Genomic DNA, 21,875 nt, shown 5'->3' with positions numbered 1-21,875 from the left:
ACATCCCTCCTACATGCTGTCATTAATCCACCATCTTGATGACTTGAGTGATATGTGGTAACTGAGCAATTTCGTCCATTAAGTTTTGATCAATATTTTGGTCAACTTCAATGACCATTAAAGCCATTTTCCCTTTTTCTTTTCTTGACACTTCCATATGACCGATGTTTATTTCATGTTGTGCTAAAAGGTAAGTAACTTTTGAAATCACACCAAATTGGTCATTATGGACCACTAAGATAGCGGGATGTTCACCTGTAAGTTTAAGCGCAAATGAATTTAATTCAATTATTTCAATAGAGCCTCCACCAATGGAAATACCAACTAGCTCCATTTCTTTATCATCATCGAACAATTTAATGCGCACAGTATTTGGATGATCGACAACTGCTTCTTCAACAGAAAACACGATTTCCATTCCCAGTTGCTCGGCTAATTGAAGCGATCCAGGGATGCGTTCATCATACGTATCGTAATCAAGAATTCCCCCTACAATTGCCACATCTGTTCCATGTCCCTTATACGTTTTCGCAAATGAACCATAAAGATATATTTCCGCCTTCGTTGGCTGTCTGCCAAATAAGGTCCGAGCTACCCTTCCAATTCGAGCAGCTCCAGCTGTATGTGAGCTAGAAGGTCCGATCATAACTGGGCCGATAATATCAAATGCTGATCTATATTTCATATCTTATGCTCCTTTATCATTAACTGACTCTTTATCTTATACATACTCATGTGTGTTCTCATTCTCATTCATCACTTTTATCTTTTGTAAATAATTATAAATAGTAAACTTAGAAACTCCTAAAATAGAAGCAACATATTCATTGGCTCCTTTAATTAAGAAGGTTCCTTTTTCCTCTAACCTTTTCACTGCCTCAATTTTTTCATCAATCGTCATACTTGCAGGTGCCTTTTTAAACGGTTGAAGGACTTGTTCTACCATTTCATGAACAATATCCTGTACGGATGTAAAGAAAGTTTCATCCTTTGTATCTTCTTCATTAAAGTTTGTTAACGTTTCAAGGACACCACCAAATTGCATCATCAAGCTTATATCGTAGTTCATACATAGCGCGCCAATAATTTTATTATGTTCATCTCGTAAGAAAACGGTCGATGATTTCATTACATTTCCTTTTGGTGTCTGCGTTTTATAGTTGGCAAGATCCTCTGCCTCATGGTTACCCTTTGCTAATTCGTTCAAAACTAAATCCGTAATTGGAGCACCAATTGAACGACCAGTTACATTACCGGCAAGATGTATAAGCGATTTCTTAAAATCTGCGAAATCATGAACACCTACTTCACAATGAGGGCCAAACATTTTCACAAGCATATCTGCCGTTCTAATAGCAAAGTCAAATATATGTTGATCCTTCTTTTTCATCTTTGTCACATCCTATACTCTTCGAATGAAACCGTTTTCAAAATGGTTGTATTTCAAATCCTAATCATCATAACACACATAAACTATAATTAAAATATTTTTTTAATGCATACAATTTTTTTGTAAAATCATTCTGAAAGAACTATAAACTAAGAACAACAAATAAAAACAGTGAGTCTAAAATAGCTTATGTAAGTTTATATGAGAATAGATTATATCCACAATTCACTCGAGAAAGAAGGGGGCATTTACTTGTTACGTGTCAACGTATCCCCACGTCTAACATCAAAATCACTCACTTTTCGTACGTGAGCAGAGTTTTTTTGTTTAATTTTGCCAACGCTCATAGTTTGGGACTCTTCTTGGAAGTGGAAAACTGCTTTTTTTATTTTGTGAGGGTTTCAGCTTGGATTAAATTTATGAGAGCAACTTTAAAATACTTTCAAATCATGCTACACACATCGACCCAAAAAACAACAAATGAAAAGCGAAAGAACAAAAGTCCTCTCGCTTTATCATCAAACATTTCTTAAGACTAAATGAAGACGATTATTTCTCGTGTCTTGCTCCTCTTCATCAGCTAAATCGTATTTCTTTAATAAATGAAATACATCGTTTAGGATTTCTTGGCTATGTTCTTCTTGGAAAAAAAGGTCGAACTTTGCATGCAAATCCTTAGGCAAATACGATTGCTGATCTATATACTTATTTTTTACATCAGTCATTGTGTGATCTAATTTGCATTCGCTCATCTTTTATCCCCCTTAATCAATTTTTCAATGTATGAAGTATAACATTGAATATAAGTTATTTGCTATATTTTAACCTGAAGTTCACATTCAATACTTTAACTTTCCGCTTCATCGTCTTGAACATATTGATAGTCCTCACGATTGATAGGGGTAAACCCTGCTGGATGATAAAACCTTAATAAATCTTTTGTTAATATTTCATCTGAAAGATCAAGTTTTTCTCTCGCTGCTTGTGTCAGTTGATCAAACTCCTCCTCATACGATATCATTTTACCGCTTTTACTATCATAATAACGCTGATTAATCATACTTATATCATTCGAGACAAAATCACCATTTCGTAATGGCGTTAGTTCGATATGACCTTTAGCTAATAAATCTGTTCCTAAACCTAAATATTGATTGGTTTCAACCCCTAATAAATGTAGAAGTGTAGGCCTAATATCCAATTGTCCACCGATAGGTTGAGGATAATCACCTGTTTTCACTCCAGGGATATGAATAAAGACGGGGACTTGTTGTAGTTTTAAACTTTCGAATGGTGTAATTTCTTTACCGATAATCTCTGCCATCGCTTCATTATGATTCTCTGAAATTCCGTAGTGATCACCATAAAGGACAATAATAGAACGGTCATACAATCCACTCTTTTTCAAACCTGTGAAAAACTTAGATAATGCGGAATCTAAGTAATTTGCTGATTGGAAATACTGATTAACAACCTTATCATTTGTATTAGCTTGTGGGAAATTTGTATCCCATTCGTCCATTTCAAAAGGAAAATGATTGGATAATGTAATAAATTTTGCGTAAAAAGGTTCAGGTAATCCCTGTAATATTGGCATCGACTCTTCAAAAAAAGGTTTATCTTTCAATCCATAATTCTTCGTATTTCTCTCATTCATATCATAATATGATGCATCATAGAAACGGTCATAGCCTTGAGAACGATACATTTCATTCCGATTCCAAAATGTTTTATAATTCCCATGAAAGGAAGCAGATGTATAACCATATTCCTTTAATATTCCTGGTGTAGATTGAAAGGTATTTTGCGCTTTATTTACATAGGCCGATCCTTGCGGCATGCCATATAAAGAATTATCAAGAATGAACTCAGCATCCGATGTTTTACCTTGACCCGTTTGATTATAGATTTGATCGAAATAAAACGTCTCCTCATCTTCTACTAAAGAATTGAGAAAAGGTGTGACTTCCTTCCCTTCTATTTTCATATTGATTACAAAATCTTGTAATGATTCCATTGAGATTACTATCACATTGCGATTTTGCGCCAATTTAAAATAATCCTGAGAAGGCGAAACATAGCGATCTTGAATTTCTTTTTTAATCTTTGCCACATCTTCGCTATCTGCCATTGCTCTTTCACTAGTCGCATGTATATTTTGATAAATGTCAAAAAGTGTGAAATTGTATAACCCTAAATACTTGACTATATAGGCGCGATCAAATGAGCGCTGAAATAACCCCGGTCGTTCCTTTTCTGCTAAAATGACATTTCCTATAACCATCATTATTCCTAAGAAAAGACCTAGCAATGCCATTTTCATGCTTCGATGTCCAACAATCTTAACTTTAAATACGGTTAAAAGGACGACCAACACGATCAAATCTATAAAAAAGAGAATATCTAATGGCTGTATGAGGGCGAAGGCACTATTACTTAATTGCCCCCCATTTGTTCTTGTTTGCATTAAGACTGGTATTGTAATGAAATCATTGAAGAATCGATAGTATACAACATTTGCATAAAGAATAATGGTTAAAAAAAGATCCATGATAAGTAAATAAATCATTTGTTTACGTTTATTAAATATATACAAGATAAAAAATAAGCTAGCAGAACTTAAAATATGTGTAGCTAATATAATCATTTGCGTTCCCAGCTCAATACTCATTCGAAACTGTGTGCTATATGTAATCAAGAGCTTCATAACAAAACTACTTAATGCAATGAGAAAAATCGTATGAAATGAAATATATTTATGGCTTTTTTCTTCCATTATAAAACCTCTTTCACGTTCTTTTATAAGTATAAATGCAATATGATATAGGCTTGCTCCTATTGAAGACGAAGACAAAAATAATAAAGTTTCAAAAATGAAGCTTTTTGATATCGTCCTGCTACACAAATAAAAATGTGAAAGCCTTCAAAGGTAAAGACCTTCGAAGGCTCTAAGTCATCAATAAACTCCTGATAACTCCATATAACTTACATTACATAACGGAATAATAATCTCGTCCGTTTCAGTAGATAAATAACCAGATACGACACGAGCTATCACAAGTGAACCATCTTCTACACGTAACATGATACCTGTTTGAGAAGTAAAGTTACTTACTACAGTGACCGTACGGCCAATGTAGTTGGTACATTCTTCTTCTAGTGTAGAGGCAAAATTTGAAACCCCTCTAGACATTTAAACCCCTCCTTATCCTAATTTGACAACAGATTGAATATTTTTAAATGGTACGAAGTATGTTGAAGTCCCGTCAGTAACAACGGCATAATCTTGTCTTACTGCTGCTAATACACCTTCAACTGGACCACCAGTAGTTTCTTTTTCTACAAAAGAACCCACTAAACGACTTAACTCATTTCTTAAACCTTCGAAATTACAGAAGTCATCGCCAGTTTCAATGTTCTGAGATGGTCTTCCACAACACTCTTTCCATTCTTTTTTCTTACCACCTTGATGACGATGTTTTTTCTTAGAGTCAGTACATAACATATTGTAATACCCTCCCTTCACTCCTTAATCACTAACTATCTTATGTTGTTTTCCTCAAACTGAATGGACGAGTTTCCCAGTACAAACGCCTTTTTTCTAACAATTCCTTTAACGCCCCACATATAATGTAAAAAAACATGATTGGATGTGTTTAGGTGAAATCCATATTAATGGTAGCTGATCACTTAGGAGCAAACGGAACAGTGACTTATATATTTACAATTAGTAAAGCATTAAAGCAGATGGGTTATACGATTATTGTAATCGGGAGACCGGGCGTATTAGGAGACAATTTTAAGCAAGAGAACATTCCTGTCTATGAGGTTGAAATTCCGAACAACTTTGACAAAAAATCTACCGAAATACAAGCAAAAATAGAAGAAATCATTCATAACCATCAAATTGATCTCATTCATTGTCATCAAGTATATTCAGGTATTTTGTTACTTCATATGGCACAAAAACATAACATCCCCTATGTCTACACCCTTCATGGCCTATATAATAGAAAAGATGAGTTATTAAAAATACTGCCAAAATGTAATCAAATCATTACTGTTAGCCAATTAGTTCAAGAGCAATTGGTTCAACAATATAATCTGTCATCTATTTTCATCCCAAATGGCATTGATGGAGATGATTATTTTTATCAATCTGATATAACTGTAAGAAAAAACCTTCATATCCCAGAAACAGGATTTGTCGTCTTTTATGCCAGCCGGCTCGAATTTGATAAAGCAGATATTTGCATGCGGCTGTTAAAATCCATTGCAGAATTGAGACAACCAAACCTATACGCACTTGTTGCTGGGGAAGGTTTTAGAACGAAACAAATTCATAATATGATTAAAGCGATGAATCGGAAAAGAGCAACACCCTACGTTCATTTATTAGGCTCACAACAAGATTTACGTCCCTTTTACTATTCCGTTAATGCGGTTGTAGGAACCGGAAGAACAGCAATGGAAGCGATATGCTGCGAAGTCCCAGTTATAGCAGCAGGAGCAAAAGGTTATAGTGGAATTGTGACAAAAGAAAACTGGGAAAAGATGAAATATGGCCATTTTGCTGATCATCAGGCAGATCAACCTATTCATCAACGGAATATCAAAAATGACATCCTCCAATTAATGACTTATGAAAAAAACCTTGGAATGAAAGATATTCGTCAAGCATTATTAAAAGATTTTAACATTGAGAAAATCACAAAAGATTTAACGAGTTTGTACGTAAACCTCCTCAATTAATGTTAAAATATGCTAAAAGAAACGAAAAAAGGAGGTGCAAGCTCCCCATGCCTAGAAAGAAAATCATATTCATTTCTTTCATAAGTTTAACAACGGTTTTCACCGCCATACTTATTTGTTTTGCGGTGCTAGAGGGAGTAACTTATCAAGCAGCTTCAAAACTGGCTGACACGCTTCAAGAAGAAGACATGCAAAAATTATTAAACGACCCTACAATCCAGCCATATATAAATGAAAAAGTCGAGCTTGCAACAATGAACTTAAGTAAAACGGACTTACCAATAAAAACGAGATCAGAAGCCATGACTAAAGTAACGCAAACCTTCAGCAATCAAGACATCAAGGATTTTTCTACAAAACTAAAACAAGGGTTAACGGAGAAAGATAAAGAAGAATTAATGGATACCGTTAATAAGCATTTTAGTGAAGAAGAAATTCTTTCACTAAAAATACTTGCCATACAAGAGCTTAAAAAAAGAGAATCTCAATCACAAAAGCAATAAACAGCCTGGCATGTTCAGGCACACAAAAAAGGCGTATAATAATAGACAATTAAACATATAGGAGGCACACAAAATTTGACTAACTTTCAAACGAAAGAAACACTGCAATTATTAAAAGATTTAGTTTCCATCCCTAGTCCATCAGGGAATACATATGAAGTAATTTCATTCGTTGAGGAATACTTGCGTGAACTTGGAGTACAAACACGAAAAAACCGCAAAGGTGCTCTTATCGCAACAATTACTGGCAAAGACAATTCCCAACATAGGATGTTAACTGCACATGTGGACACATTAGGAGCCATTGTAAAGGAAATTAAACCGAGTGGCAGATTAAAAATTGATCTGATTGGTGGGTTTCGTTATAACTCTATTGAAGGCGAGTACTGTCAGATAGAATCGTCAGATGGAAAAAAATATACTGGTACGATTCTCATGCATCAGACCTCTGTTCACGTATATAAAGATGCTGGGACAGCGGAAAGAAATATAAATAATATGGAAGTACGTTTAGATGAAGAAATACACTCCATTGAAGACGTTAAAAAACTAGGAATTGCCGTAGGAGATTTTGTTTCATTTGATCCACGAGTGGAAATAACCAACGCTGGATTTATCAAATCTAGACATTTGGATGATAAAGCAAGTGTAGCTATTTTACTGCAGTTAATTAAAGAAATCGTTACTGCTCGTATTGAATTACCTTATACAACTCATTTCCTCATTTCAAATAATGAAGAAATTGGTTATGGAGGCAATTCAAATATCACTGACGAAACAGTAGAGTATTTAGCTGTGGATATGGGAGCGATCGGTGATGGACAGGCAACTGATGAATATACGGTTTCTATTTGTGCGAAGGATTCTAGTGGGCCTTATCATTATCAATTGCGTAAACATTTAGTCGCTCTCGCAGAAGAACATCAAATCGGTTATAAAGTGGATATTTATCCATACTACGGTTCCGATGCATCTGCCGCTATTAGAGCTGGATTTGATATTATTCACGGATTAATAGGACCAGGTATCGATTCCTCCCACGCTTTTGAGCGCACGCATGAAAAGAGTATTCGTCAAACTTACGACTTACTTTATTATTATTTACAGTCAGAACTAGTGGGTTAAAGCTTAACATCCAATATGCAATTTATATAACCATACCTGCCAAAAACTTATCGTTTGACGGCAGGTATATTTTTTTCCTAATGCCCATCCCTTCTTAACTCTGAGATTTTCTTTAATACTTGAATTCGATACTGTCTCTTTATAAAGAGAACTTCTTGCTTTATCTCTCTTTGATGACGCACTGTCCCCATTTCTTCATGCACACGATAATTCACTAACTTTTCAGAAAGATAGCAAAATTCCTCACTTAGGCCAACCCGCAGCCACATCTCATAATCATGTGTATATCGATAACTAACATCTAATGGACCAACTTCGCGTAATAAATCCATATGCAGCATAACTGTACAACCGTGAATAAAACATCTATTTAATAAAGCTTTTAAAAAGTGACTTCGCAATGAATAGGTTTGATTAAAATAAGCATCTATCTGTGAATCACTCTTCCCAATTGTCTCACAGCCGGTATAACAAGCTCTTACGCCATATGTTTCCATATACTTTACTTGTTTTTCTATTTTTGTTGGCTTATAGCTATCATCGGCACTAAGCCAACAAAAATATTTACCTGTTGCAATTTGAATTCCAGCATTGAGAGCTGTAGCTGTGCCTCCATTTTCCTTCCTTACATAAGTAACCTGTTTTTTATATGGTTCAAGTTTATCAAGATGTAATGTGGACCCATCATCGATGACAATAATCTCGATATTTCCATATGTCTGTGCAAGCAGACTTTCAATTGCCTCACCAATATACCGGCAATTATAAAAAGGGATGACTACTGAAACTTTATCCATAAATTAAATGCACTCCGTTCTTTCTTTCTAGACGTATTGTCCAAACCACATGTGAGACTTAAGCATATTCATAATATTAGAGGATAAATGTGATAGGAGGAGTACATCTTGAAAGTATTATTTATATTCTATGTACCAAGTGGAGGAGTCGAAACCTTAAATCGACAAAGAAGTATTGCTTTAAAGGACGTTGGAATCACTTGTCATTTTCTATACTATGAAAACCGTAGAAATTATTTAAATGAACACTATAATCCTGTATTTATTAAAAATGATGAAGAAGAAATTATTAACCTTATAAAGAAACATCAATATGACGCCATTGTCATTACTTCTGATTTTAAAATGGTACCTGCTATCAAAAAAAGTGGATACAAAGGTAAAATCTTTGTTGAAATCCAAGGTTATGGGTCGATACAACAAACAAGATATGGTTTTTCTATTGGTAAAACATTAGCAGAGAATGATATTGATGGTTTTCTTAATCCAAGAACTCCCCATATTTCCACATTATTAAGTGAGATGTTCCCAAATGTGCCTAAGTATGAATTTAATAATTGCTTTGATTGCAGTCACTTTAACTATAAAGCGACTGGCAAAAGTTTTGTCCAACCAATTATTGGTTGGGTTGGTCGAATCGAGGATAATAAAAACTGGCAGGAATTTTTGAACATTTGTTTTCTACTCAAAAGGAAACTACGTAATCAGCTACAAGTCTACCTTTTTGAAGATCCCACACTATCTTTACCCGAAGATAGAGAGGATTTTTTTAAGGTGATGAAAAAGTATCATTTAGAAAAAAACATCAATTTATTACCGAATATTCCTAATGAGAAAATGGCTGACTACTTTTCCATTATTAGTGATTCTGGTGGATTTCTTTGTTCGACATCAAAAATAGAAGGTGCCCCATTAACAGCATTAGAAGCGATGAGCTGTAGATGTCCGATACTCACAACTGACTCTAGCGGTATAAGAACAGCTGTTACTCATAATGTTACCGGCAAATACTATGAAATTGGCAACCCAAAAGAAGCTGTTAAAGAAGGAATAGAGCTGATTCAAAACCAGACGCTCAGACAGACAATTATTAATAACGCAGTATCCCATGTAAAAACGAACTTTGCCCCCTCGCTTTATGCTCAGAATTTCAAGAAAATGATGACAAGTACATTACCAGTAAGTAACTGAATATGTTTTATGGATGGAAAAACAAATAAAAAATTCAAATACCAAATCTGTTACGTGCTGTTGTTTTTTAATTGAACGTAATGTCATCTTATAAGGAATACGTTGCAACTACTCATTTAAATATTTTATTAATTCAGATGCCTCTTTAAGGAATTGAAAAAAGTAGATTGTAATAATCATACATTAGGAAATGAATTGAGCAGTACATTACACTGCTCAATTCTGTTTTTACTCTATTGGTATAACTCGGAATCTTAACTCCATTGATTTATTCGCCCTTTAGGGTTTTACCTACTCTGCAATCATTTTTTTAACCATCTCTATCAGTTTAACAATTAGAACGCACAAAAGTATTTTATGTAAAAAGAAAACACTCCATATTCGGAGTGTTCATTTGGCATGTATTCATCTAGGTCACTATTTATAAAAACTAGTATCATTTTTATATCAACTTTTTTAAGTGTTTCCTCAATTTTTTACGATAAATGGCTTCGAGTTTACGTATTTCCAGTTTCATTGCCGGCTGATTTTTAGCTGATGTTGAATTACTATGAGAACGATATTTTGTTAGACTTTCATTAATAAATGCTATTGAAGTTTTGGCAAGGACCACTCTTAACCACATATCATAGTCTTGGGTATATTTATATTGAGGATTAAAATAGCCCACTTCATTAAATACATCTTTCTTTATCATAACTGTGCACCCGTTAACAGGATTGTAGTATAAAAATGTTTCATAAATATGACCGGTAGATAGAAAATTAATCGTTAAGTTTTTCATCAAAACTTCATTATTTTCATTGATGATATCATAGTTTGTAAAACTCATATCCACTAGACGATCTTCCATAAAATCTACTTGTTTTTCAATCTTTTCATGTTCAAATAAATCATCGGCACTTAACCAGGCAATATATTTACCTTTAGCAGCTTTTATTCCCGTATTTAATGCAGCTGCTGTCCCTTTATTTCTTTGATAAAGATAGGTTAGTTTATCTTTATACGCTTGCACTAAATGTACGTATTCAGTTGAACCATCATCGACAACAATTAATTCAATATTTTGATACGTTTGTTGTAATACACTTTCAATTGCTTGATCGACATATTGGCAATTATAAAAAGGAATAACGACCGAAACTAGTGGCTCCATATTTACACATCCTTCTTTATCTTATTCCTAAAGTGAGTTAACACATCATTTAAAGATTCTTTTAACGTGTAGTCTCTCACCCAACCTAATTCTCTTAATCTTTGTGCACTCATTGATGCGACATAAGATGGTCGTAACTCTTCCACTTCTTCAAAATGAATATTTTCATTTGTAAGAGATTTGTAAATAGCCATCACTTCAAGAAGTGTGTAAGATGTTTCAGAACAAATCTCGTACACTTCACCAACTTTTCCTTTTCTTAACAACAATTCGTAAGCCTTTATAGCATCTCTTACATCGAGAAAATCTCTTGTAGCATTGACAGCAATCTCAATAGCTTCTTCCTTATCATGAGAATGCATTGCTTCTATTTCTGCGATTCGTTGACCTAAAATGGCACAAATCCCCGTCGAATTTCCTGGCCCAATTAAATTCGTAGGTTTGGCTAAGATGACTTGGCTTTCAAAGAGCTGAATCCAGGACTTTGCCAGTATGACTTGTATTGTTTTACTAAGACTATAAGGGTTTTTCAGCGTCTCTATTTGATTGGGTTCAAACTCTAAGGCAGAACCCGGTATAAGAATGCGACAGTGTTTCACATGCTTTCTAGCTTCGTCTATTAATTTGGCTGTTGCCATCGTATTAACACTTAATACATCTACTGGATGTTCCCATGAATCAGTAACACTACATCTCCCAGCTAAATGTAAAATATAATCAGGCTTACTGACATTTACTGCTTCTTCAATTTGTTCAAGCGATAATAAATCACAAATAATTATATTATATGGTAATGATAATATTGGTTGATTCCTCATTAATGCATATACTTGATAACCTTGTTTATGAAAGAAATCACATGCATGCCGACCCGTAAACCCACCAGCACCAGTAATAAGGATTGTTTTCCCTTTACCCATATTGCCCCTCTCACTCTCCAATTCGAACAACTTACTAAATAGCATATGAAGAGTTTGTCTATTTGTTTCGGGCTCAATTCGTTAAAAAAATGGTGAAACTTGTCCAAGCACCTTACACTTCATTCACATAATGTATTACTAACTGACAAGCAAAGGAGGTGAACATTATGGGAACATTTTTAGATTCACAAAGTTCACAAAACTCAACAGCTAATGGTCAGATTAGTATACCTGTAACAGCTACACCAGCATTATTCGGTACATTAGGCTTGAATTTAGCAGGTGCTGGTGCTAATCCACGTGTAACATTTTCTATCAGTGCCGCCTTCACTTCATTAGCTACAGTGTTAACACCGATTGTCGTCAACGTATATCGTGTGGTGAACGGTACCCCAAGCCTCATTTATTCAGCCACACAATCATTAGCAGTTGCAGGTCTCGGAGTAGCTTCAACTACTGTATTATCTTTCAATGGTGCTGATTACAACCCAATTGATTCAACGACTTTTCCAATTTATCGCGCAACAATCAATGTAGGAGGCGGGGTAGTGTTATTTCCAACACGAACAGGACCAGAAACATTTTATGCAGCTGCCTATTCTGATTAATTCTTGAATGACGCAAAACACGGACAATATATGTTTTTAACATGTTTTGTCCGCGTTTTAATTTGAACAGAGCTATTCTATTTATGATATTTAGCAGGTATACCCGTCTATAACCGATTATAGCGCACTGCATATACATAGTATGTGGACAATCAAAAAGGAGAGGAACATATGAGGATTTTATTTGCAACCTTTTGGCAAATTCCGCATGTTGGTGGCGTATGGAAATATATGAACCAACTAAAGAATAGATATGAACTACTTGGTCATACAGTAGATATCATTGGCTTTACTCAAGGTCATAAAGCACTTGCGGTCATTAATCGTAATATTTTTATCCCTACACCCGCTGGACAACCACCTATGGCTGAGAGTAATGATCCAATTATTGGCTCTTATTCTTCCTTATTAGACATATATATAAATTGTTTCAAACAAATTGACCTTAGCGAATATAATGTCATACATGCCCAAGATATTTTCTCTTCTATCGCAGTCAATCGATTAAAACACCCTCACACTGCATCAGTTACTACAATGCATGGATGTGTAGCTCAAGAAATTATTGATGCCCATTATCATGGGCAAATAGAAAATCGCTCCATCGAAGGTGTTCAATATTTCTGTCAACTTGAAAAACAAGGAGCCGAAGCAAGCGATTGTACGATTGTGGCAAACCAATGGATGTATGAAAAGTTGATCTCCCAATTCGGTGTATCGAGTCAGCAATTAAACATTTTACACTATGGCTATGATATTGAAGCTTTTACTGCTAGCGCTAAGGAAACAACCAATATAAAAAAACCACGGAATAAAAAAGTGATTATTTTCACAGGGAGGTTCACACCATTCAAGGGAGTGAGGTTTCTTATTGAAGCACTTTCAATGCTTAAGAAAAAAAGACGTGATTGGGTATGTTGGCTGGTAGGGAACGGTCCTGAAGAGAACGAATTGAAAAAACTTGTTAAAGAAGCACGATTAGAGAAAGATATTGTCTTTCTAGGGCAACGAGACGATGTCCCTGCCTTACTGCAACAGTCAGATATGCTTATTTTACCAACGTTAATTGAGAACCAGCCTTTATCAGTTATTGAAGCACAAATTTCTGGGAAAGCCATTATCGCTAGTCAAGTCGGTGGTGTCCCCGAGATGATTCAACATGGAATGACAGGCATGCTAGTACCTCCAAAAAACGCCTACCCCCTTTATGAAACGATTGCTTATCTCTTACAAGAGCCAGCATTCTTGAATAATCTCGGTATGCGTGCCAAACATTTCGCACATGATTACTGGCGTTTAGCCCCAGCCATTGATTGTGTTATTGCCGTTTACGAAAAAGCCTTGAAGACAAAGCAAACATAGGGAGGAAGAAGCATGAATATTGTTATTAGTGGAGGAGCAGGATTTATTGGTTCACATTTAGTAGACTATTTTGTAAAAGAAGGAGCTAAAGTATATGTGATTGATAACTTCTCATCTAGCACAAATAAAAATATCCACCCTGAGTCAATCGTTCTTGATTGTGATATAAGAAGTGACAAAATAAAGCAACATTTTTCTAACATAAAACCTGATCTTGTTTTCCATCTTGCTGCCCAAGCAGATGTAACAAAATCTATCAAATATCCAACTGCAGATGCAGATATTAATATCGTTGGTACAATCAATCTACTAGAAGCTAGTGTACAAGCAAAAGTAAAACAATTTATATTCTCCTCTACCTCAGCTGTTTACGGAGAATCATCAGAGGATATTATTCACGAAACAGATTCCACTCAACCAATCTCCTACTACGGTATGTCAAAATATGCAGCAGAAAATTATATCCGCCTCTACCACCATTTATATCAATTACCCTATACGATATTACGCTATGGCAATGTGTATGGTCCTAGACAAACACCAAAAGGAGAAGGTGGTGTTATTGCTGTTTTCCTTCAAAAGATTTTATCCGGAGAATCACTTAATATCCATGGTAATGGTGAACAAACGCGAGATTTTATATTTGTTGACGATATCGTTCTGGCAAATGTGTCTGCTAGTAAACAAGTCTCAAATGATACCTTTCATGTGAGCACAGGTTTAAAGACTTCAGTTAATCAAATCATTGAAAAAATCTCGCATATTCATTCCAAGCCGATAAAGAAACAATATGTTACAAGTCGCCAAGGAGATATAAAAGATAGCTGCCTTTCCCGAGAAAAAATCAAACAGAAACTCAATTGGATACCAAACCATTCTATCGACGAGGGCTTACTACAAACCTATCAATTTATGAAAAACAAAAGCTAACTTAATGTAAAGGAGCTTTTTTATGAAGATTCTATTAGCTACGTATTGGGCGATTCCTCACTTAGGGGGAGTGTGGAATTATATGATTCAGTTAAGAAAAGGGCTTGAGGCACAAGGTCATGAGGTAGATCTAATGGGGTTTAATACACAAAACCGTCATGTCATTATTATTAATAAAGATATTAGTATTCCGATTACAACGTTTCCTCATACAGAACTTCCGCCTGATGAATTAATTGTTAAATATACCGCTTATCAAAGCAAGGAATATGAGAAGGCAGCTGCTCAAATGGATTTGGAAGCATATCATATCATACATGCACAAGACGTTATTGCAGCCCGGGCAATTGATCACTTAAAACTCAAACACCCTGCTCTCATTACAACTATACATGGATCCCTGACAAAAGAAATAAAAGAACAGTTTTTCCAAGACCCTTCATCAAAACTGGAGAATTTATCGTATTTTAAGAATTTAGAATACATCGGTGGAATGGCAGGTTATACCACTATTGTAGCTAATGAATGGATGAAAAATATTTTATGTAATGATATTCACATCGAGAGTCATCAACTAACTGTCCTTCACTATGGGTTTGATATTGATGATTTCTTATTACGAGCTGCAAAACCTGCAAACCATATTAGAAAAAGAAAAAAAAGACAGAAACTATTCATATATACAGGTAGACTCATTAAAGCAAAAGGTGTACAGTATTTGATCACCGCGTTGTCATATTTGAAAGAACAAAATAATGACTGGGTTTGTTGGATCATTGGTGATGGCGAAGAAAAACAGCATCTACAAAAACTAACGAATGATTATCATTTAAGAAATCAAATTCTCTTTTTAGGAGAAAGAAATGATGTCCCCTCTCTATTACAACAAGCTGATCTATTCATTTTACCAACACTCTCAGAAAACCAGCCTTTATCAATTATCGAAGCACAACTATCAGGATTAGCTATTATCGCTAGTGATGTAGGAGGCATACCTGAAATGATTGAAGATGGCGTAACAGGATTTCTTACACCGATAGGAGACTCAAAGAAACTAGCCGAAAAAATGGCTTTCTTACTACATGAGGATATGGTCAGAAGAAGTATAGGTACGAAAGCATTTGAGTTTGCTACTAGTCACTGGTCGTTAGCTAACGCCATTAAACTAGTACTCCCCCTCTATCATCAGGCGATACAGAAAAAACAGATGAATAATTGAATTAAAAAAACGATCAATCCGGTTTGATTCGCTAAAAATCTAAATGCGAATAATTTAAGAAAGAACTGCACCTCCAATTGTTAGGTCATGCGTCTAACCATCAGAGGTGCAGTTTTTCCTTATAGTTGATGACAATTATTCTCTTTCCTTCATTCTTTCCATCTCTGCTTTAAGCTCAATAAGCATTTCTTTATATGTTGGGAATAGATAGGAAAAATCTTTCCTTACCGTTTGCACTGTACGATCTAACTTTTCTACATCATCAGAGATAATCGATATATCATCTTTGTGAAATACTTCTTTTATTAAAGATAAGAGCTCATATTTTGAAACAGCTTGAGGCATACCTAAATGATACAGTCCTTGTATATCCTCCTGGATCATTTGATGAATCGCTTTCGCTAATTCTAAAGTTGTTACGCCATTCCAATACACATTACTGAAACCTTTTATGGTACCTGTTTGTTCCATAAACCATAAGAATAGGCCAATACCGTCCTGCTTTAACTCCGGACCTATAATTGATGTTCTTACAGTTAAATGGGGAGGTGAAGATACTTCACCTAATTGTTTCGATTGCGCATAAATAGATGTACCATCTGTTATGTCTTCTTCAGTATATCCACCCTTATCGCCTAAAAACACACAGTCAGTACTAATATGGATGAGACGACCGCCCCTTTTTTCCATAATACCTGCCAACGCTTGTGGCAGCAGACTATTCACTTGAAAGGCAAGCTTTGTATTAGCGCTCGCATGCTCGTTTAAGATACCAACACAATTTATAACGATATCTGGTTGTACTTTATCTATAACCGCTTCGACATCTGTTGTACGGGTCACATCTAAATATAGTTGATGATCACTTTCTGAATGTCCTCTTGAAGTTGTGTAGACGTCAAAGGTTGAATACGCATGAAAATAGGAGGCAAGCATGTGACCTGCCATGCCCTTCCCTCCCAAAATTAATAATTTCATTTTAAATAAACCCGCCCTTCTTCAACATCTTCCTCAGCTCCTCTTTATCCATTAACGATTGACCAGAATTATATTCTTCTAGATTAATCGGTTGATAATCTTTATAATAAGCCTTCAAACCATCGATATGAATAGAGGGTAGGATAACATAGTATTCATCATCATAAGTGACGGTCATTGTACTTTCATAATCTGATAGTAAAAGTTCATGGATTTTTTCTCCTGGTCTTACTCCAAGAATTTCTGTTCCAATATTCGGTTTTCCTGATGCCTCAATTAATAAGTCAGCGAGATCAGTAATTTTGCATGCAGGCATTTTCATTACAAATGTTTCACCACCGATACTTTCAAAAGTTGCTTTAAATACCAATTTAATTGCTTCCTCTACTGTTAAGAAAAATCTTGTCATTCTTGGATCGGTGATACCTACCTTTCCCTTTTCTTGTATTTGTCTCTTAAACACATGAATGACACTTCCATTTGTACCAAGTACGTTTCCACCTCTTATACAAACAAACTTTGTAGCCGAGTTTAATGTATTGGCATGGATAATCAATTTCTCCCCCATCGCTTTAGATAAACCGTAGAAGTTCGACGGGTTAGAAGCTTTATCTGTGGATATATATACAACTCTTTCTACTTTATTAATAATCGCTGCATCTATGACATTTTGTGTTCCAATTACATTGGATTTTAATGCCTCAATCGGTTGGTCTTCACATACAGGAACATGCTTAAGTGCCGCAAGATGGAAAACATAATGTACTCCTTGTGTTGCTTCAATCATTGCATCTTTTTCTTTTATATCTCCAATTAAAAAATGTAATGAAGGATGATGATCAAATGCTTCTTTCATTGAAAATTGATTAGACTCATTTCTAGATAGTATTCTTATCTCTTTCGGTTGTAAGAAAAGTAATTGCTCGACGAGTTCATAGCCCCATGACCCTGTTCCGCCGGTTACTAAGATGATTTTATCTTTAAACAACTGTCAGTCCCCCTAATAGTAGTTTGATTACTTTATCTGAAACATCCTCTGCTTCGTAGCCTTCAGGCAATTTCCAACTTGTCGGCTGACTCGTCATTATTTTTGCACAGGAAAGTATTCTTTCTGCATCAATACCAGAAATCATATTACTTCCACAGGCTAATGTTTCAGGTCTTTCTGTTGTATGGCGGATCGTTACAGTTGGAATATAGAATAAACAGCACTCCTCTTGGACTGTTCCACTATCCGTTAATACACAGAAAGCATTTTTCTCAAGCTGTACAAAATCAAAAAAACCAAATGGCTGATGGAATTCGACTAATGGATGTAAAACGAAATCGGTAAGGTGATCGATTTTGGATTTTGTGCGGGGATGAATACTGCAAATGACACGTTTATTAAAATGGTCAGCTACTTGATTAACGCCATTTAATATCTCAAGCAGCCTTTCTTGATGGTCGACATTTTCAGCTCTATGTGCAGTAAGTAACAAATAATTTCCTTTTTGTAGTGATAATGAGGTTAAGATATTACTTTGATTAATTTGGACCGAATAGTGTTGGATGACTTCATTAATCGGATTGCCTGAAGTATAAATTCTTTGTGGGGCAATCCCTTCTCTTAATAGGTTTTCTTTACTTCCTGGTGTATAAGGAAGGTTAACTGTTGAAATCGCATCAATTACACGGCGGTTTTTCTCTTCAGGCACTTCTAAATCATAACAACGATTCCCTGCCTCCATATGGTATACTGGAATTCCCATGCGCTCAGCTAAAATAGCACTGAGTCCACTATTGGTGTCTCCTAATACGAGAATTTTATCTGGTGCCTCATCTTGTAATATACCTTCTAGCTCGCTATACATTTTGGCTAATTGTTTCCCTAGTGATTGCTGTTTTGATGCTAATATATAATCAGGTTGTCTTAAGCCTAGTTCTTTAAAAAAGATATCGCTTAATTCGTTTGTAAAATTCTGACCAGTGTGTACAATAAGATGTTCATCAATTAATTGATCGAGTTTTTTTATGATTAAACTTAAGCGAATAATTTCTGGCCTTGTCCCCAAAATTGTCATGATCTTCATCCCTTCACTCCCTTTCCTTTCCATTACTAGACCATAGCACTTTTTTTATCTAATATTAATTTATGCTTGTATCTCGACTTTGCTATAGGCAAGTCTTTGAAAGATAAAATTGAAACATATACCTAAAAGGGGCGAAGGCAGTGGAGTATATATAATGAAAAAAAGCTATGATGCAATGGTATTTACCATATCATCATAGCAAGCAAAATTTTAGTTCTTCATTAGTTCACTACATTACATCATCATCCTTAATGAATCGGATAAAAAAAGGCATGACAAGACAAATAAGGATAAATATGAAGCCACTGAATAGATATACAATGGTTTAGGAAGGGTTAAAAAGATAAATAAAAGCGATCATAAATGAGGAAACGAGCGGTAAAAAGAAAGTAACTTTTCTTGACCTTACACTTTGATATTGATTTTCACCGCAATACATACACTTTATTGCCCTTCTAATAGTAAATAGCCTTTTAAATGTTTGCATCCAACTCCACTTGTGATGGCAATGTTGACAAATAGGCATGACAAACCTCCATAATTCCATTATCGTTTATAACCAAATTCACCCAAATAGTGGGCGTATGTATGAAAATCTGATCCGCCTGTTTGCAGATCTCATATTTTTTTGCCATTCTTTTGTATTTTTTCACATCTTTACTCGTATGCCTGCGATGCCAAACTTCAATACCATCGAGACCTAAATGCAGTAATTCTAACACTAATTGGTCATCTTTTATGAGCCGGGGATGAGCTAGCACAGCATGTCCACCAGCCTCATGAATAGTGGCAATCGCCTCTTCCGCAGACATCGTATCGAGTGGAACATGTGTTGGGCTATCATCACTGATGTATCGCCGAAAAGCATCAATCTTACACGATGCATAGCCCTTTTCAACTATAGCCATGGCAATATGGGGACGACAAATAAGCTCTCCTACCATCTGTTTTCTAATATCTCTCATATTAATATGCACGCCATAAGAGTTTAACAGTTTTAACATCTTGTTGGCACGATCTAACCGATTTTCAAAAATTAATGCAAGCTTTTTTTTAAGATGATTAGTTGGGTGAATACCGTAACCTAATATATCAATTCTTCTGTCTTTATATGATGATGATAGCTCAATCCCTCTAATAAGTTGAATAGGGAGATTGTGGGAGATGCTATATGCCTCTTCCACACCATTAATCGTATCGTGATCTGTAATACTGATAGTCTTTAATCTTTTTTCAACAGCATATTGCATTAACTCAAGAGGTGTTAGTTCACCATCTGAGGCAGTCGTATGCAAATGCAGATCAAAACCTTCCTCTTTAGTTACAGCAGCAATATCCAACACACTCAATCCCTCCCTTAACGATAATTATTCTTCTTCTGGTGGTCTTTTCCCCCTTTGTAATTCATTAATCGATAAACCAAAGTCATATTGCAGATGCGGGTAATCTTTAAAATGCTGCCAATCCCCACCCCATTCAAATCCTAACTTTTTCGCTTCTGCAACTACTTCATCCCAGTCAGCTTGGCCATTTCCATTCCCATCATATGTCATATCCCATACAACCTCTCCACCTTTTGTGACTAGTGCAAAATCAACAGCTAACCCATAATTATGATAAGATTCTCCACCTTTGGCATGTGTGACAATCTGTCCTTCTTCAGTTCGCCCTTTTGCATACAGCTCATCTTGTTCATGTAAACTGCGATAATCATCTGTAATCAATATATTGATTCCTTTGTCTTCTAATGATGTGATTAGCTGTTCTGTCTTAGCTCTTACTTCGGGATGAACCTCAACTGGTAAAGGTACATCTTTATACTTAAATAATGAACCAAATAAATATTGGATAAATAATAATAGAATAATAATTAATATGAGCACAAATACAAACGCCCTAAAAACTTTCACCATCTTCACCTTTTCTTTTCCCCCACACAAAGTTGTCTCTTTTCAATAGTTTATCAGTTTCATAAACGAATAATCGAAGAAAAAGGTTTCAGTTTTTTGATAAAGGGAATAAATGTAACAAACGTCAAAAGGAGTGGTACAAATGAATAAAGAGCAAATGGATGGTTTTAAAGATAAAGTAAAAGGAAAAATGAAAGAAGAATATGGTGATAGTACAAATAATACATCAAAAAAATCTGAAGGTAAGATGGATCAAGTGAAAGGAACAGTTAAAGAAAAGTTCGGCGATGTGAAGGAAGCTTTTAACAAACAAAAGTAAGAAAAAAGGTGATGATTCCTTTCATCACCTTTTTTCTTCTTTACATGCTGCTATTATCGAAAAAATAGCTCATTAAGATGAGATCATCATACTCATTAAAACGATTTTTCACTGCCTGCCTTTTAACACCTTCAACTGCAAAACCAGCACTCTCATACAAGTGGATAGCAGCTTTATTTTCAGCCAGCACTTCTAACTCTATTTTTTCTACTTTTGGGTGTTGTCTCCCCCATAAAAGTAAACTTGAAAGTAACGCTTTTCCTACCCCTTTTCCACGAAAAAATTGACTCACACTCATCCCGAAAGTTCCTGTATGCGCAATTTTCTTGCGACTGGCTACACTAAAATCTAACCTGCCAATAATCTCCTCTCCAAAAACAGCAATTAACAATAACTTACTTGGATCTTCAAGTACTTGCTGAACCTTTTGCTGTTGCTGTTTGAAGGAAACTTGATATTCATTGGGCTCAATCAATAAATAGGGAGATTGCTCTATGACATCCTTAGTAAACAGTAGCAACTCATTGGCATCCGAGCTTTCAGCATGTCGTATATAAAATTTCTTCCCATCTAGCATCCGAAATCCTTTTATTAACATCTCTCCCATTTAAGGCACTCCTTAGCAACCTATCATTTAATCATG

At 35.3% G+C, this 21,875-nt stretch carries 25 protein-coding genes; 9 read left to right on the top strand and 16 right to left on the bottom strand.

Annotated elements, in window-relative coordinates:
• Window positions 1-22: 22 nt before the first annotated feature.
• The 6 genes from sdaAB to MKX78_RS11420 all read right to left on the bottom strand — a co-directional run bounded on the left by sdaAB (window position 23) and on the right by MKX78_RS11420 (window position 4,895).
• Complete coding sequence (gene sdaAB / locus MKX78_RS11445; protein WP_341050963.1) at window positions 23-685, bottom strand: L-serine ammonia-lyase, iron-sulfur-dependent subunit beta; 663 nt, start codon at window positions 683-685, stop codon at window positions 23-25.
• 36 nt (window positions 686-721) lie between these two features.
• Window positions 722-1,390: a helix-turn-helix transcriptional regulator gene (locus tag MKX78_RS11440; protein ID WP_095373383.1), complete on the bottom strand. Its 669-nt coding sequence runs from the start codon at window positions 1,388-1,390 to the stop codon at window positions 722-724.
• A gap of 518 nt (window positions 1,391-1,908) precedes the next feature.
• Window positions 1,909-2,142, bottom strand: a complete 234-nt coding sequence (locus MKX78_RS11435) for a group-specific protein (protein WP_095373384.1) — start codon at window positions 2,140-2,142, stop codon at window positions 1,909-1,911.
• 95 nt (window positions 2,143-2,237) lie between these two features.
• Window positions 2,238-4,166: an LTA synthase family protein gene (locus MKX78_RS11430; RefSeq protein ID WP_322909290.1), complete on the bottom strand. Its 1,929-nt coding sequence runs from the start codon at window positions 4,164-4,166 to the stop codon at window positions 2,238-2,240.
• A gap of 180 nt (window positions 4,167-4,346) precedes the next feature.
• Window positions 4,347-4,583 (bottom strand): hypothetical protein, encoded by a 237-nt coding sequence (locus tag MKX78_RS11425; RefSeq protein WP_307314144.1) that lies wholly within the window; start codon window positions 4,581-4,583, stop codon window positions 4,347-4,349.
• A gap of 12 nt (window positions 4,584-4,595) precedes the next feature.
• Entirely contained in the window at window positions 4,596-4,895 is a 300-nt protein-coding gene (locus MKX78_RS11420; RefSeq protein WP_095373387.1) for a DUF2642 domain-containing protein, read from the bottom strand.
• 155 nt (window positions 4,896-5,050) lie between these two features.
• On the opposite strand from MKX78_RS11420, the gene MKX78_RS11415 reads away from it, so the two are divergent.
• From MKX78_RS11415 to MKX78_RS11405, 3 genes are all read left to right on the top strand, one after another.
• The gene (locus MKX78_RS11415) at window positions 5,051-6,142 is read left to right on the top strand and encodes a glycosyltransferase (protein WP_307314146.1); all 1,092 of its coding nucleotides are present in this window, start codon (window positions 5,051-5,053) and stop codon (window positions 6,140-6,142) included.
• 47 nt (window positions 6,143-6,189) lie between these two features.
• Window positions 6,190-6,645: a hypothetical protein gene (locus MKX78_RS11410; protein WP_307314148.1), complete on the top strand. Its 456-nt coding sequence runs from the start codon at window positions 6,190-6,192 to the stop codon at window positions 6,643-6,645.
• Window positions 6,646-6,747: 102 nt separating this feature from the next.
• A complete protein-coding gene (locus MKX78_RS11405) occupies window positions 6,748-7,770 on the top strand; it encodes a M42 family metallopeptidase (RefSeq protein ID WP_370873311.1) in 1,023 nt (340 codons plus the stop codon).
• A gap of 77 nt (window positions 7,771-7,847) precedes the next feature.
• Here MKX78_RS11405 and MKX78_RS11400 read toward each other — a convergent pair whose 3' ends face one another.
• Window positions 7,848-8,567 carry a glycosyltransferase family 2 protein gene (locus tag MKX78_RS11400; RefSeq protein WP_307314152.1) on the bottom strand — a complete coding sequence of 240 codons (720 nt, stop codon included), beginning with the start codon at window positions 8,565-8,567 and terminating at the stop codon, window positions 7,848-7,850.
• A gap of 108 nt (window positions 8,568-8,675) precedes the next feature.
• Between MKX78_RS11400 and MKX78_RS11395 the strand changes: the two genes are divergently transcribed.
• Window positions 8,676-9,758, top strand: coding sequence for a glycosyltransferase family 4 protein (locus MKX78_RS11395; protein WP_095373392.1), 1,083 nt, complete (start codon window positions 8,676-8,678; stop codon window positions 9,756-9,758).
• Window positions 9,759-10,200: 442 nt separating this feature from the next.
• On the opposite strand, the gene MKX78_RS11390 is transcribed toward MKX78_RS11395, so the two are convergent.
• Together MKX78_RS11390 and MKX78_RS11385 are read right to left on the bottom strand one after the other, a co-directional pair.
• A complete protein-coding gene (locus MKX78_RS11390) occupies window positions 10,201-10,914 on the bottom strand; it encodes a glycosyltransferase (RefSeq protein WP_095373393.1) in 714 nt (237 codons plus the stop codon).
• A gap of 2 nt (window positions 10,915-10,916) precedes the next feature.
• Window positions 10,917-11,834: an NAD-dependent epimerase/dehydratase family protein gene (locus MKX78_RS11385; protein WP_157733992.1), complete on the bottom strand. Its 918-nt coding sequence runs from the start codon at window positions 11,832-11,834 to the stop codon at window positions 10,917-10,919.
• 167 nt (window positions 11,835-12,001) lie between these two features.
• On the opposite strand from MKX78_RS11385, the gene MKX78_RS11380 reads away from it, so the two are divergent.
• From MKX78_RS11380 to MKX78_RS11365, 4 genes are all read left to right on the top strand, one after another.
• Complete coding sequence (locus tag MKX78_RS11380; RefSeq protein ID WP_095373395.1) at window positions 12,002-12,442, top strand: hypothetical protein; 441 nt, start codon at window positions 12,002-12,004, stop codon at window positions 12,440-12,442.
• A gap of 171 nt (window positions 12,443-12,613) precedes the next feature.
• Window positions 12,614-13,804 (top strand): glycosyltransferase family 4 protein, encoded by a 1,191-nt coding sequence (locus tag MKX78_RS11375; RefSeq protein ID WP_095373396.1) that lies wholly within the window; start codon window positions 12,614-12,616, stop codon window positions 13,802-13,804.
• Window positions 13,805-13,816: 12 nt separating this feature from the next.
• Window positions 13,817-14,734 carry an NAD-dependent epimerase/dehydratase family protein gene (locus MKX78_RS11370; RefSeq protein ID WP_341050953.1) on the top strand — a complete coding sequence of 306 codons (918 nt, stop codon included), beginning with the start codon at window positions 13,817-13,819 and terminating at the stop codon, window positions 14,732-14,734.
• Between the two features lie 22 nt (window positions 14,735-14,756).
• A complete protein-coding gene (locus MKX78_RS11365) occupies window positions 14,757-15,953 on the top strand; it encodes a glycosyltransferase family 4 protein (protein ID WP_322909284.1) in 1,197 nt (398 codons plus the stop codon).
• A 135-nt stretch (window positions 15,954-16,088) separates the two neighbouring features.
• On the opposite strand, the gene MKX78_RS11360 is transcribed toward MKX78_RS11365, so the two are convergent.
• The 6 genes from MKX78_RS11360 to MKX78_RS11340 all read right to left on the bottom strand — a co-directional run bounded on the left by MKX78_RS11360 (window position 16,089) and on the right by MKX78_RS11340 (window position 20,916).
• Window positions 16,089-16,931, bottom strand: coding sequence for a dTDP-4-dehydrorhamnose reductase family protein (locus MKX78_RS11360; RefSeq protein ID WP_095373399.1), 843 nt, complete (start codon window positions 16,929-16,931; stop codon window positions 16,089-16,091).
• A 1-nt stretch (window position 16,932) separates the two neighbouring features.
• Window positions 16,933-17,919 carry a polysaccharide biosynthesis protein gene (locus tag MKX78_RS11355; protein ID WP_095373400.1) on the bottom strand — a complete coding sequence of 329 codons (987 nt, stop codon included), beginning with the start codon at window positions 17,917-17,919 and terminating at the stop codon, window positions 16,933-16,935.
• Entirely contained in the window at window positions 17,912-19,003 is a 1,092-nt protein-coding gene (gene wecB, locus MKX78_RS11350) for a non-hydrolyzing UDP-N-acetylglucosamine 2-epimerase (RefSeq protein WP_307314169.1), read from the bottom strand. The genes MKX78_RS11355 and wecB overlap by 8 nt, the downstream gene beginning before the upstream one ends.
• Window positions 19,004-19,328: 325 nt before the next feature.
• Entirely contained in the window at window positions 19,329-19,490 is a 162-nt protein-coding gene (locus MKX78_RS24515; RefSeq protein WP_445662663.1) for a hypothetical protein, read from the bottom strand.
• The gene (locus MKX78_RS11345; RefSeq protein WP_341050951.1) at window positions 19,477-20,346 is read right to left on the bottom strand and encodes a PHP domain-containing protein; all 870 of its coding nucleotides are present in this window, start codon (window positions 20,344-20,346) and stop codon (window positions 19,477-19,479) included. Before MKX78_RS11345 ends, MKX78_RS24515 begins: the two co-directional genes overlap by 14 nt.
• A gap of 24 nt (window positions 20,347-20,370) precedes the next feature.
• Window positions 20,371-20,916 (bottom strand): M15 family metallopeptidase, encoded by a 546-nt coding sequence (locus tag MKX78_RS11340; RefSeq protein ID WP_322909674.1) that lies wholly within the window; start codon window positions 20,914-20,916, stop codon window positions 20,371-20,373.
• Window positions 20,917-21,055: 139 nt separating this feature from the next.
• Between MKX78_RS11340 and MKX78_RS11335 the strand changes: the two genes are divergently transcribed.
• The gene (locus MKX78_RS11335) at window positions 21,056-21,232 is read left to right on the top strand and encodes a CsbD family protein (RefSeq protein ID WP_095373403.1); all 177 of its coding nucleotides are present in this window, start codon (window positions 21,056-21,058) and stop codon (window positions 21,230-21,232) included.
• Between the two features lie 40 nt (window positions 21,233-21,272).
• On the opposite strand, the gene MKX78_RS11330 is transcribed toward MKX78_RS11335, so the two are convergent.
• A complete protein-coding gene (locus MKX78_RS11330; protein ID WP_322909280.1) occupies window positions 21,273-21,839 on the bottom strand; it encodes a GNAT family N-acetyltransferase in 567 nt (188 codons plus the stop codon).
• Window positions 21,840-21,875: the final 36 nt, after the last annotated feature.

Origin of the sequence: Cytobacillus sp. FSL R5-0569, from assembly GCF_038007265.1 — a bacterium.
Lineage (GTDB): Bacteria > Bacillota > Bacilli > Bacillales > Cytobacillaceae > Cytobacillus > Cytobacillus kochii.
The sequence above is the reverse complement of the archived record's forward strand: the minus strand, read 5'-3'. Positions and strand labels throughout refer to the sequence as shown.

What these genes read in the sequence shown, in the direction of transcription:
- sdaAB (WP_341050963.1), bottom strand. Translation starts at nt 685, where the DNA reads ATGAAATATAGATCAGCATTTGATATTATCGGCCCAGTTATGATCGGA.
- MKX78_RS11440 (WP_095373383.1), bottom strand. Translation starts at nt 1,390, where the DNA reads ATGAAAAAGAAGGATCAACATATATTTGACTTTGCTATTAGAACGGCA.
- MKX78_RS11435 (WP_095373384.1), bottom strand. Translation starts at nt 2,142, where the DNA reads ATGAGCGAATGCAAATTAGATCACACAATGACTGATGTAAAAAATAAG.
- MKX78_RS11430 (WP_322909290.1), bottom strand. Translation starts at nt 4,166, where the DNA reads ATGGAAGAAAAAAGCCATAAATATATTTCATTTCATACGATTTTTCTC.
- MKX78_RS11425 (WP_307314144.1), bottom strand. Translation starts at nt 4,583, where the DNA reads ATGTCTAGAGGGGTTTCAAATTTTGCCTCTACACTAGAAGAAGAATGT.
- MKX78_RS11420 (WP_095373387.1), bottom strand. Translation starts at nt 4,895, where the DNA reads ATGTTATGTACTGACTCTAAGAAAAAACATCGTCATCAAGGTGGTAAG.
- MKX78_RS11410 (WP_307314148.1), top strand. Translation starts at nt 6,190, where the DNA reads ATGCCTAGAAAGAAAATCATATTCATTTCTTTCATAAGTTTAACAACG.
- MKX78_RS11400 (WP_307314152.1), bottom strand. Translation starts at nt 8,567, where the DNA reads ATGGATAAAGTTTCAGTAGTCATCCCTTTTTATAATTGCCGGTATATT.
- MKX78_RS11390 (WP_095373393.1), bottom strand. Translation starts at nt 10,914, where the DNA reads ATGGAGCCACTAGTTTCGGTCGTTATTCCTTTTTATAATTGCCAATAT.
- MKX78_RS11385 (WP_157733992.1), bottom strand. Translation starts at nt 11,834, where the DNA reads ATGGGTAAAGGGAAAACAATCCTTATTACTGGTGCTGGTGGGTTTACG.
- MKX78_RS11380 (WP_095373395.1), top strand. Translation starts at nt 12,002, where the DNA reads ATGGGAACATTTTTAGATTCACAAAGTTCACAAAACTCAACAGCTAAT.
- MKX78_RS11375 (WP_095373396.1), top strand. Translation starts at nt 12,614, where the DNA reads ATGAGGATTTTATTTGCAACCTTTTGGCAAATTCCGCATGTTGGTGGC.
- MKX78_RS11370 (WP_341050953.1), top strand. Translation starts at nt 13,817, where the DNA reads ATGAATATTGTTATTAGTGGAGGAGCAGGATTTATTGGTTCACATTTA.
- MKX78_RS11365 (WP_322909284.1), top strand. Translation starts at nt 14,757, where the DNA reads ATGAAGATTCTATTAGCTACGTATTGGGCGATTCCTCACTTAGGGGGA.
- MKX78_RS11360 (WP_095373399.1), bottom strand. Translation starts at nt 16,931, where the DNA reads ATGAAATTATTAATTTTGGGAGGGAAGGGCATGGCAGGTCACATGCTT.
- wecB (WP_307314169.1), bottom strand. Translation starts at nt 19,003, where the DNA reads ATGAAGATCATGACAATTTTGGGGACAAGGCCAGAAATTATTCGCTTA.
- MKX78_RS24515 (WP_445662663.1), bottom strand. Translation starts at nt 19,490, where the DNA reads ATGCAAACATTTAAAAGGCTATTTACTATTAGAAGGGCAATAAAGTGT.
- MKX78_RS11340 (WP_322909674.1), bottom strand. Translation starts at nt 20,916, where the DNA reads ATGGTGAAAGTTTTTAGGGCGTTTGTATTTGTGCTCATATTAATTATT.
- MKX78_RS11335 (WP_095373403.1), top strand. Translation starts at nt 21,056, where the DNA reads ATGAATAAAGAGCAAATGGATGGTTTTAAAGATAAAGTAAAAGGAAAA.
- MKX78_RS11330 (WP_322909280.1), bottom strand. Translation starts at nt 21,839, where the DNA reads ATGGGAGAGATGTTAATAAAAGGATTTCGGATGCTAGATGGGAAGAAA.